Consider the following 12,327-nt stretch of genomic DNA (forward strand, 5'->3'; position numbering starts at 1 on the left):
CGCGCTCCGAGCCCGTCCTTCGCAGCGCGAATGATGCGGTCCGCAGCTTGACGATTGTTCAGGCCCTTTGGAGGGGAACGGGATGAGCGGTACGGCAGAGAGCACGAGCACGCGGCGCCGAGGCAGGCGCTGGGCCGCGCTGGTGGGGGCCGCGGCGCTGACCGTCGCCGCCGGGACCGCTCCTGCCTGGGCGGCTGCGGACCACGGCCACGGCGGCCAGGGCGGCGCGAGCCACGGCACGGTGCACACCACCACGCCGATCAAGCACCTGGTGGTGATCTTCGGAGAGAACGTCTCCTTCGACCACTACTTCGGCACCTACCCCAAGGCCGCGAACACGGACGGCACGCCGTTCACCGCCGCGCCGCACACCCCCAAGGCGAACACGCTGGTCACCTCGGGTCTGCTGAACAGCAACCCGAACCTCTACGCGCCGCAGCGCCTCAGCGGCAAGCAGGCGCTGACCTGCGACCAGAACCACAACTACACGCCGGAGCAGTACGCCGAAGACGGCGGCAAGATGGACAAGTTCGTCCAGTACACCTCCAAGGACACGTGCTCCGGCGGCCTCTACGGCGCGCCCGGCCTGGCCATGGACTACTACGACGGCAACACCGTCACGGCGATGTGGAACTACGCGCAGCACTACACGCTGAACGACAACTCGTTCGACGACGAGTACGGCCCGTCCTCGGTCGGCGCGCTGAACCTGATCTCGGGTCAGACCCACGGCGTCGTCTCGGTCACCGGCAACGGCAGCACCACCGACCCGACGCAGACGGCGACTCCGGACCCGTACACGGTCCACTCGCCCAACGCTCAGGGCGTCGGCACCGTCATCGGAGACCCGGACCCGGCGTACGACGACTGCGCCAACAACAACCACACCTCGAACTCCCCGCTGGCGGAGATGCAGGGCGGCAACGTCGGCGACCTGCTCAACTCCAAGCACGTGACCTGGGGTTGGTTCCAGGGTGGCTTCGCCCCGACCACGCCGTACAACGGGACCAGCGGCTACGCGGTCTGCGGCGCGACCCACACCAACGTGGGCGGCGCGACGGTGGCGGACTACAGCGCGCACCACGACCCGTTCGAGTACTACAAGTCGACCTCGAACCCGCACCACCTGGCTCCGGCCAGCGAGGCCGAGGTCGGCAACAACGGCCAGGCCAACCACCAGTACGACCTGAGCTACTTCGACGAGGCGCTGAAGGCGGGCAACCTGCCGGCCGTCAGCTTCCTCAAGGCCGGTGAGTACCAGGACGGGCACGCGGGCTACTCCGACCCGATCGACGAGCAGAACTTCCTGGTCAAGGAGATCAACGCGCTGCAGTCCTCGCCGGACTGGTCCTCGACCGCGGTGGTCCTCGCCTACGACGACTCCGACGGCTGGTACGACCACGTGTACCACGCGCCCACCAACGGCTCGACGGACACCACTGCGGCCTCGTCGACCACGACCACCGACACGGCGGCCTGCCAGGCCGGTCCGGCGGCAAAGAAGGGCTACCAGGACCGCTGCGGTGTGGGCCCGCGCCAGCCGCTGATGGTGATCTCGCCCTACGCGCGCACCAACCACGTCAGCCACACCTTCACCGACCAGTCCTCGATCACCAAGTTCATCGAGGACAACTGGAAGCTCGGCCGGATCGGCGACGGGTCCTTCGACGCCTCGGCGGGCTCGCTGAACTCCGCGTTCAACTTCGACTGCCCGAACAACGTGCGGGTGCTGCTCAACAGCAGCGGCTCGGTGGCCTCGGTGACGCCGATCCGCCACGGCGACGACAGCGACACCCCGATGGCGATCAACGCCTCCCCGACGGCGGCCAGCAGCTCGTCGGACAACGGCGCGACGATGCTGTCGATCAGCCTGGGCGCGGCGGCCGTCGTGGCCCTCGGCACCGGCACGGCGGTCTCCCGCCGCTCGCGCCGCAAGGCGCTGGGCCGCGCGTAAGCGCTGATGCGCTGATGTGCTGATGTGCTGACAACGCCTGAGGGTCGGATCCGCTGCGGCGGGTCCGGCCCTCGGGCTTTCCGTGCGGGAACCGGGGCCCGACGCGGCGCGTCCCACCGGCATGCGTCCCTCCCGGGCCCTCGCCCTAGCCGCCGTCCTGCTGTCCGCCGCTGCGGGCTGCGCGACGACCACAACCGTGCAGACTTCCTCGACGGCCGCGCCCAGGCAGGGCGCACCGACGGATCCGAACCCGTTCACCGTGCGCGCCGACACGTTGGCTTCCGCCTGGGACGGTTCACCGCTCCAGCAGACGTGGCAGAACGGCTACGTCCCCCAGGGCGACGGCGTCCGCGTCCCGTCCGACGCGTTCCACTCCCAGGCGGACAAGGCGGCCTTCGCGACAGGCAGGGTCCGCTTCGCGGTGCGACCGCCCATCGGTCCGGCGCAGCAGACCGTCCGCTTCGACCGGGGCACGACCCGAACGCTCCCTGGCCTGCAACCGGCGGACGCGCTGGGCGTCGCAGGTGGCGGCGGGCCGTGTCCCGCGTCGAGCTGCACGACCACGCTCACCGTGACCGCCGTCCGCGCGACCACGCTGCGCCTGCCCACGAGCCAGGGCATGGCGACCGTTCCGGCCTGGGCCTTGCGCATCGCCGGCTACCAGGGCGAGTTCACTGTGCCGGCGGTGCGGCCGGAGCCGGTGCCGAGCACGTCCAATCCGCCCCGGCTCAACGGCTACGAGGGAGCCGGCCTGATCAGGGTCTCCCCCGACGGCCGCACGCTCACCCTCGGCGTGGGCGCCGGCTGCGGCAAGCAGCCGCTGCCGAAGGGGCTGGTCTACGAGACCAAGGACGTCGTGGTGGTCGGCGCGACCGACGACCCGGCGCCGATTCCTCCCGGCACCGTCTGCGCCGCGAGCGCGACCGAACTCCCTGTCCCGGTGCACCTCAGCGATCCGCTGGACGGCCGCACGGTGCTCGACGTGGCCGACGGGATGCCCGAACTGCCCGTTCGCTGATCCCGGCCGACCCCGGCTGAGCCCCGGGAACGAACAACGGCACCAGCCCCCCGAACTGGTCGGGGACAGGGGGCTGGTGCCGCCCAGCGCAATCAGCACTGTGTTCGCCGCGTGCGATCCGGCGCCGTTGCAGGCCACGCTGGCTGACCCGGCAGACGTCGTTGCGTCAGTGCGTCATTACACGGTCAACGGACGGTCCGTCGGGCGGATCGGGGCGGGCAGCGTGGAGGCGCTGCCCGAGAGGTAGGCATCGACCGCCTTGGCCGCGGAGCGGCCCTCGGCGATGGCCCAGACGATGAGCGACTGACCGCGGCCGGCGTCACCGGCGACGAACACGCCATCGACGTTGGTGGCGAAACGGTCGTCGCGGGCGACGTTACCACGCGCGTCCAGGTCGACGCCGAGCTGCTCCACCAGGCCGTTCTTCTGGTCCGTGCCGGTGAAGCCCATGGCCAGGGTGACCAGCTGCGCCGGGATGCTCCGCTCGCTGCCGGGGACCGGCTCGAACCGGCCCTCGCTGAACACGACCTCGACCAGGTGCAGCGCCTGGACGTTGCCGTCCTCATCGCCGCTGAAGTGGGTGGTGTTGACGGAGTAGATCCGTTCGCCGCCCTCCTGGTGCGCGGAGGTGACCTTGAAGACCATCGGCATGGTCGGCCACGGCTGCCCGGCCGGGCGGTCGTCGCCCGGACGCGGCATGATCTCCAGCTGGGTCACCGAGGCCGCGCCCTGGCGGTGCGCGGTGCCGACGCAGTCCGCGCCGGTGTCGCCGCCACCGATGACGACCACGTGCTTGCCCGCGGCGCTGATCGGCGAGTCGACGTAGTCGCCCTCCTGCACCTTGTTGGCCAGCGGCAGGAACTCCATGGCCTGGTAGATGCCGCGCAGTTCGCGACCGGGCACGTTCAGGTCGCGTGCCGTGGTGGCACCGGCCGCGACGACCACCGCGTCGAAGCGCTCGCGCAGCTGGCGTCCGGTGATGTCGACGCCCACCTCGACACCGGTGCGGAACCGGGTTCCCTCCGCGCGCATCTGCTCGACACGGCGGTTGACGTGGCGCTTCTCCATCTTGAACTCGGGAATGCCGTAGCGCAGCAGGCCGCCGATCCGGTCGGCGCGCTCGTACACCACCACGGTGTGCCCGGCCCGGGTGAGCTGCTGGGCGGTGGCCAGACCGGCCGGGCCCGAGCCGACGACCGCGACCGTCTTGCCGGAGAGCCGGTCCGGGACCTGCGGCGTGACGCCGCCGCGGTCCCAGGCCTTGTCGATGATGGTGACCTCGACGTTCTTGATGGTCACCGGGTCCTGGTTGATGCCGAGGACGCAGGCCGACTCGCACGGGGCCGGGCAGAGGCGACCGGTGAACTCCGGGAAGTTGTTGGTCGCGTGCAGGCGCTCGATGGCGCCGTTCCAGTCGTCCCGCCAGGCCAGGTCGTTCCACTCGGGGATCAGGTTCCCGAGCGGGCAGCCGTTGTGGCAGAACGGGATGCCGCAGTCCATGCAGCGTCCGGCCTGCTTGCTGATGATGGGCAGCAGCGAGCGCTCGACGTAGACCTCGTTCCAGTCCCGGACGCGCTCGGCGACCGGGCGGCTCTCGGCCAGCTGCTTGGGCGTGGTGAGGAAGCCCTTCGGGTCAGCCATTAGCCGCCTCCATCATCTTGCGGGTGGTCTCGGACTCGGAGAGTCCGTCTCGCTCGGCGGCGTCCTTGGCGGCGAGCACGGCCTTGTAGTCGGTGGGCATGATCTTGGAGAAGCGGGAGACGCCGCTGCCCCAGTCGGCGAGGAGCTCGGCCGCCACCGTGGAGCCGGTCTCCTCGTAGTGCTGCTGCACCGTCTCGCGCAGCCACTCGCGATCGGCCGCGTCGGGGGCCTCGATGCCCACCATGCCGCCGTTGACGTTGGCGGGGCGCAGGTCCATCACGTAGCCGATGCCGCCGGACATGCCGGCCGCCAGGTTGCGTCCGGTCTCGCCGAGGACGACCACGCGACCGCCGGTCATGTACTCCAGAGCGTGGTCGCCCACGCCCTCGACGACCAGCGTGGCGCCGGAGTTGCGGACCGCGAACCGCTCACCGGCCTTGCCGCGCAGGTGGATCCGGCCCGAGGTGGCGCCGTAGCCGATGGTGTTGCCCGCGATGACGTGGTTCTGCGCGTCGGCGCCGATCGCGGAGGCGTCCTTGGCCGGACGGACCACGACCACGCCGCCGGAGAGACCCTTGCCGACGTAGTCGTTGGCGTCGCCCTCCAGCCGCAGCGTGACGCCGCGCGGCACGAACGCGCCGAAGGACTGGCCGGCCGAGCCGCTGAGGGTGACGTCGATGGTGCCCTCGGGCAGACCCTCGCCGCGGTAACGCTTCGTCACCTCGTGGCCGAGCATGGTGCCGACGGTGCGGTTGACGTTGCGGACCGGCAGCTCGATCTTCACGGACTCGCCGTGTTCCAGCGCCTCCCGGGCCAGCTCGATCAGCTGGTTGTCCAGCGCCTTGTCCAGCCCGTGGTCCTGCACGGTGGTGGCGTGCAGCGCCGAGCCGGTGTCCGGGACGTGGAGCAGCGGGGCGATGTCCAGACCACTGGCCTTCCAGTGGTCGACCGCGTCGGTGGCGTCGATGAACTCGGCGTGGCCGACGGCCTCCTCGATGGAGCGGAAGCCCAGCTCGGCCAGGATCTCGCGGACCTCCTCGGCGATGAACTCGAAGAAGTTCACCACGAACTCCGGCTTGCCGCTGAAGCGTTCGCGCAGCACCGGGTTCTGCGTGGCGACGCCGACCGGGCAGGTGTCCAGGTGGCAGACGCGCATCATGATGCAGCCGGAGACCACCAGCGGGGCGGTGGCGAAGCCGAACTCCTCCGCGCCGAGCAGCGCGGCGATGACCACGTCGCGGCCGGTCTTGAGCTGACCGTCCGTCTGCACCACGATCCGGTCGCGCAGGCCGTTGAGCAGCAGCGTCTGCTGCGTCTCGGCCAGGCCGAGCTCCCAGGGGCCACCGGCGTGCTTGAGCGAGGTCAGCGGCGAGGCGCCGGTGCCGCCGTCGTGGCCGGAGACCAGCACGACATCGGCGTGGGCCTTGCTGACGCCCGCCGCGACCGTGCCGACGCCGACCTCGGAGACCAGCTTCACGTGGATGCGGGCCGCCGGGTTGGCGTTCTTGAGGTCGTGGATCAGCTGAGCCAGGTCCTCGATGGAGTAGATGTCGTGGTGCGGCGGCGGGGAGATCAGACCGACACCGGGGGTGCTGTGCCGGGTCTGGGCCACCCACGGGTAGACCTTGTGGCCGGGCAGCTGGCCGCCCTCACCGGGCTTGGCGCCCTGGGCCATCTTGATCTGGATGTCGTCCGCGTTGACCAGGTACTCGCTGGTGACGCCGAAGCGGCCGGAGGCGACCTGCTTGATCGCGGAGCGGCGCGCCGGGTCGTAGAGGCGGTCCGGGTCCTCGCCGCCCTCACCGGTGTTGGACTTGCCGCCCAGCTGGTTCATGGCGATGGCGAGCGTCTCGTGCGCCTCCAGGGAGATGGAGCCGTAGGACATCGCGCCGGTGGAGAACCGCTTGACGATGTCGGCGACGGACTCGACCTGCTCGATCGGGATCGGGGCACGGCCCTCGCCCGGCTCGAACTCGCTCGCGTCCTTGAACTTGAAGAGGCCGCGCAGCGTCATCAGCCGCTCGGACTGCTCGTTCACGCGCGAGGTGTACTGCTTGAAGATGTCGTACCGCTTGGTGCGGGTGGCGTGCTGCAGCCGGAAGACCGTGTCCGGGTCGAACAGGTGCGGCTCACCCTCGCGACGCCACTGGTACTCGCCGCCGATCTCCAGACGGCGGTGCGCGGCGGCGATGCCGGAGGCCGGGTAGGCCTGGGCGTGGCGGTCGGCGTTCTCCTTGGCGATCTCGTCCAGGCCGATGCCGCCGAGCTTGGTGGTGGTGCCCGTGAAGTAGGCGTCCACCAGGTCCTGGCCGAGGCCGATGGCCTCGAAGACCTGCGCGCCGCGGTAGGAGGCGACGGTGGAGATGCCCATCTTGGACATCACCTTGAGCACGCCCTTGCCCAGCGCCTTGATCAGGTTGCCGATCGCCTTCTCCGGCTCGATGCCGTCGATGAAGGTGCCCTGGGCGACCAGGTCCTCGACCGACTCCATGGCCAGGTAGGGGTTGACCGCGCCGGCGCCGTAGCCGATCAGCAGCGCCACGTGGTGCACCTCGCGCACGTCGCCGGCCTCGACGATCAGGCCGACGTGGGTGCGCTGCTTGGTGCGGATCAGGTGGTGGTGCACGGCCGCGGTGAGCAGCAGCGACGGGATCGGCGCGTGCTCGGCGTCGGAGTGGCGGTCCGAGAGCACGATCAGGCGCGCACCGTCGGCGATCGCCGCGTCGGCCTCGGCCGCTATCTCCGCCAGCCGGTCAGCCAGCGCCTCGCCGCCGCCGGAGACCCGGTAGAGGCCGGAGAGCGTGACGGCCTTGAGGCCGGGCAGGTCGCCGTCCGCGTTGATGTGGATCAGCTTGGCCAGCTCGTCGTTGTCGATGACCGGGAACGGCACCACGACGGAGCGGCAGGAGGCGGCCTCGGCCTGGAGCAGGTTGCCCTCGGGCCCCAGGTTGGAGCCGAGCGAGGTGACCAGCTCCTCGCGGATCGCGTCCAGCGGCGGGTTGGTGACCTGCGCGAACAGCTGCGAGAAGTAGTCGAAGAGCAGCCGCGGCTTGGAGCTGAGCGCGGCGATGGGCGAGTCGGTGCCCATCGATCCCAGCGCCTCACCGGCGGTCCGCGCCATCGGCGCGAGGATGACCCGCAGCTCCTCCTCGGTGTAGCCGAAGGTCTGCTGACGACGCGTCACCGACGCGTGGGTGTGCACGACGTGCTCGCGCTCGGGCAGCGCGTCCAGCTTGATCGAGCCCGCGTGCAGCCACTCCGCGTACGGGTGCTCGGCGGCCAGCTTGGACTTGATCTCCTCGTCGTCGACGATCCGACCCTCGGCCGTGTCGACCAGGAACATCTTGCCCGGCTGCAGCCGGCCCTTGCGGACCACCTGGTCCTGCGGGATGTCCAGCACGCCGACCTCGGAGGCCAGCACGACCAGGCCGTCGGTGGTGACCCAGTACCGCGCCGGACGCAGGCCGTTGCGGTCGAGCACGGCGCCCACCTGGGTGCCGTCGGAGAAGGTGACGCAGGCCGGGCCGTCCCAGGGCTCGATCAGGTTCGAGTGGAACTGGTAGAAGGCGCGGCGGGCCGGGTCCATGGTGGCGTGGTTCTGCCACGCCTCCGGGATCATCATCAGCACCGCGTGCGGCAGGGAGCGTCCGCCCAGGTGGAGCAGCTCCAGCACCTCGTCGAACGAGGCGGTGTCGGAGTGGCCCGGGGTGCAGATCGGGAAGATCCGGTCCAGACCCTGCCCGTTCGCGTTGGCCGGGATCAGGTCCGTGGCGAGCTGCGACTCGCGGGCGATCATCCAGTTGCGGTTGCCGTTGACGGTGTTGATCTCACCGTTGTGGGCGACGAACCGGTACGGGTGCGCCAGCGGCCAGCTCGGGAACGTGTTGGTGGAGAAGCGGCTGTGCACCAGGCAGAGCGCGGAGGCGTAGCTGCGGTCCGAGAGGTCCGGGAAGAACGGCTCCAGCTGCCCGGTGGTCAGCATGCCCTTGTAGACCAGGGTGCGCGCGGAGAGGGAGGGGAAGTAGACCCCTGCCTCGCGCTCGGCGCGCTTGCGCACCACAAATGCCACCCGGTCCAGCTCCAGGCCCGCCTTGGCGCCTTCGGCGTCGGCGACGAAGAGCTGGCGGAAGCGCGGCATGACCGAACGGGCGGTGGCGCCCAGCAGGTCCGGGCTGACCGGGACGTCACGCCAGCCGAGGACGGTCAGGCCCTCTTCGGACGCGATCGTCTCGATGGCCGAGACAGCCGCCGCGTCGGCGGCGTCGTCGTCCGGCAGGAACGAGATACCCACGGCGTAGCGGCCCTGGGCGGGCAGCTCGAACCCGAGCTCGGCGGACTTCTCGCGGAGGAACGCGTCCGGGATCTGGGTCAGGATGCCGGCGCCGTCGCCGGAGTCCGGTTCGGCGCCGGTGGCGCCGCGGTGTTCCAGATTGCGCAGGACGGTCAACGCCTGCTCGATGATGCGGTGCTCGGCGACTCCGCTCAGTGAGGCGACGAACCCGACGCCACAGGCGTCGTGCTCATTGCTCGGGTCGTACAGGCCCTGCTTGGCGGGGCGCGCATCCGCCAAGGCCGCGTAGGGGCGGGGGGCGGGGCGCGAAGACGCAGGCAGCATCGGCTCTCCCGTCGTCGGAATTCGGCATGGAGTCAATTCACATGCGCATCCGGGACGACGCTGGCCCTTAGCGTGTGCGGGTGGTGCAGGTTACATCTTGCCGGAGATTCCACTCAGTGGATTTTCAAGTCCACGATGTGGACTTACCGGCGGATCCAGGCCATGGGTGCGGCCTTTGGAAGAAGGAGGTTCCCGTCACGTCGCACACCCAGGGTCACGGGGTATTCGGACGTCCTCGCAAGTGTGCCCGATCGCTGGGCTCGCGAAACAGACCCTTCACGTGTTTGTCGCGTGTGAGTAAAACCACGCAGGGTGAGATCCGCAGAGCGGCAAGTTGCAAAACGTCTGGGGCGCGGGGCCCCGCTGGGCGCGGCTCTGCTGAGATGCGCTCCGCCGCGTGGGCGGCACTAGCCGATGTGTCCGCCGATGAGCTGTCCCAGCAGGAACGTCACTCCCGCCGCCGCGCCCCCGAGCGCCAACTGGCGGAACCCGCCGAACCACCACGTCCGCGCCGTGACCTTGCTGACCACCGCGCCGCAGAGGAACAGCCCGGCGATCGACAGGACCACCGCGGGCAGCAGCGACGTCGCGCCCAGCAGGTAGGGCAGCAGCGGCAGCAGCGCACCCAGCGCGAAGGAGATGAAGGACGAGACCGCCGCGAGCAGCGGCGACGGGAGGTCGTCGGGGTCGATGCCCAGCTCCTCGCGGGCGTGGACGTCGAGCGCGCGCTCGGGATCAGCGCTCAGCTGCTGGGCGACCTCGAAGGCAAGGTGCGGTTCGACGCCGCGGTCGACGTACAGCTGGGCCAGCTCGGCCAGCTCCTCCTGCGGGTTGCGCAGCAGCTCCAGGCGCTCGATCTCGAGCTCGGCCTGCACCAGCTCGCGCTGCGAGGCAACGGAGGTGTACTCGCCGGCCGCCATCGAGAACGCACCGGCGGCGAGGCCGGCCAGGCCGGTCAGCACCACCACGTTGTTGCTCGCGTGGCCGCCGACCACGCCGGACATGAGCGCGAAGTTCGACACCAGGCCGTCCATCGCACCGAACACCGCCGGGCGCAGCCAGCCACCGTTCACGTCGCGGTGGTCGTGCTTGTAGGCCTCTGCGGTCTCGGCTATGTCCTGGGCGCTCATGGGCATCATCGTGGTCACGTCGATGAAAGTAACGTGCTCGCGCGCTCATTTCCAGCAAGGCAGGACTGCCTAACCACGCCTCTGACCTGGGAAGTTAGGCCTTCCTTGCCTAAGCGCGCGGCACCCTTGCCGTCAGCTCGGCAAGCCGGCCGTCGGCCATCTCCAGAACCCGGTCGGCTGCGGCGAGTTGTGCCTTGTCGTGGGTGACCATCACCGTCGCCGTGCCGTGCTCGCGGGTGATCCGGGCCAACAGGGCGACGATCTGCTCGCCGCGCTCGTGGTCCAGCGCGGACGTCGGCTCGTCGACCAGCAGCACCGACGGCTCCGCGAAGAGCGCCCGCGCGATGTTGACGCGCTGGCGCTCGCCGCCGGAGAGCTGGTGCGGGCGGCGGTGCTGCTTGCCGTCGGTGAGGCCGACCGAGGCCAACAGCTCCTCGGCACGCGCCGCGACCGCCCGCGGCCTCCCGCCGCGCAGGTGGGCCACGGCCTGCAACTGCTCGACGGCGGTGAGCGAGGCGATCAGGTTGGACTGCTGGAAGACGATGCCGATCCGGTCCCGGCGCAGCGCGGTGCGCTGTCGTCCGTCCATCGCGGACGCGTCCTGCCCCGCGATCAGAACGCGTCCGCTGTCCGGCGTCAGCAGCGTCGCGCCGACGGCGAGCAGGCTGGACTTGCCGGAACCGGACGGGCCGACGACGGCGGCGAACTCCCCCGCGCCCACCTCAAGCGAGACGCGGTCCAACGCGGTGAGGCGACGGTCGCCGTCGGGGTAGGTGAGGACGATGTCGGACAGGACGAGACTCATCGGTCGGCTCATCGGTTGGCTCCCAGCGCGGTCAGCGGGTCGACGGAGGTGATGCGGCGCACGGCGAGGGCCGCACCGGCGAGGCCCAGCACGACCATGACGACGACGGGCACCGCGACCGTCGCCGCGCTGAGGGTGAACGGCATCCCGGTGCCGCCCAGCAGTGCTCCGCCGCCGAAGCCGATCACCGCTCCGGTGAGCGCGCCGCCCAGCAGCATCGCCAGCGCCTGTGCCAGGGCGTCGCGGACCAGGTAGGCGCTGGACGCGCCGACGGCCTTCAGTACCGCGATGTCGGCCCGGCGCTGCACCGTCCAGACGGTGAAGAACGCGCCGACCACCAGCGCGCTGACCGCGAAGAGGAACCCCTGGATCAGTTGCAGGCTGCCCTGCTCGGCGGAGAAGCCGTCGATGCCGGAGAGCGCGGCGCCGCGCGTCACCATGTCGGTGTTCTGCGCCTTGTCCAGCGCGGCGGTGTCGGCGGTGCCCGGGTCGACGGCGAGCGCGTTGGGCTGCTGCGCACCGGTCACCTGCTGCCAGGTGGCCTGGGGTGTCCAGACACTGGGGGCGTGGCCGTAGGAGCGGTCGTCGGTGATGCCGGAGACGGTGAGCGTCCGCCCACCCACGCCGACCTGGTCGCCGACCTTGATCCCGTCCGCCGACGCGACCTTCCGGCTCACCGCGACCTGTCCCGCCTCCGGGGCCACGCCCGAGGCCAGCGGCGGCGTCAGTCCCGCGGGCGCGCCGAGCACGCTCACCGCGGTCGCGCCGAAGCCGCCGGTCAGCCGGGACATGGCCACCCCGAGCGGCTGCACCGAGCCGATGCCGGGCGCCGACTCCCAGGCCCGCTGCTGGGCGGCGCTGATGCCGCTGTTGCTGAACGACACCTCCGGCGTCGCGCCGCCGGGTGCGCCGAAGACGAGGTCGGTGGCGGGCAGTTGCGCGATCGCCGAGGAGGCGTCGGAGGCGAGGCCGCCGGTGAGTCCGTAGAGGAAGACCACCAGCGTGGTGATGAGCGTGACGACCGCGCCCATCAGGGCGAAGCGCCCCTTGGCGAAGCGGATGTCACGCAGGGCGACGAACACGGTGTGGACTCCTCGATGGTGCCGACTCGGCTTCCGGGTGTGGGCTTATGTACTCCACGCTCGCGTTTTCGACGCCGCTTTC

General features: G+C 70.7%; 6 protein-coding genes and 1 pseudogene. 2 read left to right on the plus strand and 5 right to left on the minus strand.

Annotation, left to right across the window (positions count from 1 at the left end):
- Positions 1-82 precede the first annotated feature (82 nt).
- On the plus strand, positions 83-1,954 hold the full coding sequence (locus tag ABH940_RS02385) for a phospholipase C (RefSeq protein WP_370064530.1): 1,872 nt from the start codon (positions 83-85) through the stop codon (positions 1,952-1,954).
- 121 nt (positions 1,955-2,075) lie between these two features.
- On the plus strand, positions 2,076-2,972 hold the full coding sequence (locus tag ABH940_RS02390) for a hypothetical protein (RefSeq protein ID WP_370104078.1): 897 nt from the start codon (positions 2,076-2,078) through the stop codon (positions 2,970-2,972).
- Positions 2,973-3,149: 177 nt separating this feature from the next.
- Here the strand turns inward: ABH940_RS02390 and ABH940_RS02395 are convergent, their stop codons facing one another.
- From ABH940_RS02395 to ABH940_RS02415, 5 genes and pseudogenes are all read right to left on the minus strand, one after another.
- Positions 3,150-4,613, minus strand: a complete 1,464-nt coding sequence (locus ABH940_RS02395; RefSeq protein WP_370064534.1) for a glutamate synthase subunit beta — start codon at positions 4,611-4,613, stop codon at positions 3,150-3,152.
- Positions 4,606-9,153, minus strand: a complete 4,548-nt coding sequence (gene gltB, locus ABH940_RS02400; protein WP_370104276.1) for a glutamate synthase large subunit — start codon at positions 9,151-9,153, stop codon at positions 4,606-4,608. The genes ABH940_RS02395 and gltB overlap by 8 nt, the downstream gene beginning before the upstream one ends.
- A gap of 482 nt (positions 9,154-9,635) precedes the next feature.
- Positions 9,636-10,358 carry a VIT1/CCC1 transporter family protein gene (locus ABH940_RS02405; protein ID WP_370064536.1) on the minus strand — a complete coding sequence of 241 codons (723 nt, stop codon included), beginning with the start codon at positions 10,356-10,358 and terminating at the stop codon, positions 9,636-9,638.
- Positions 10,359-10,638: 280 nt separating this feature from the next.
- Positions 10,639-11,175: pseudogene (locus tag ABH940_RS02410) on the minus strand (ABC transporter ATP-binding protein); the annotation flags it as partial.
- Positions 11,172-12,245: an ABC transporter permease gene (locus ABH940_RS02415; protein ID WP_370064540.1), complete on the minus strand. Its 1,074-nt coding sequence runs from the start codon at positions 12,243-12,245 to the stop codon at positions 11,172-11,174. The pseudogene ABH940_RS02410 and the gene ABH940_RS02415, both read right to left, overlap by 4 nt.
- Positions 12,246-12,327 lie beyond the last annotated feature (82 nt).

Source organism: Streptacidiphilus sp. BW17 (genome assembly GCF_041262485.1).
In the GTDB taxonomy this organism is placed as follows: Bacteria; Actinomycetota; Actinomycetes; order Streptomycetales; family Streptomycetaceae; genus Streptacidiphilus.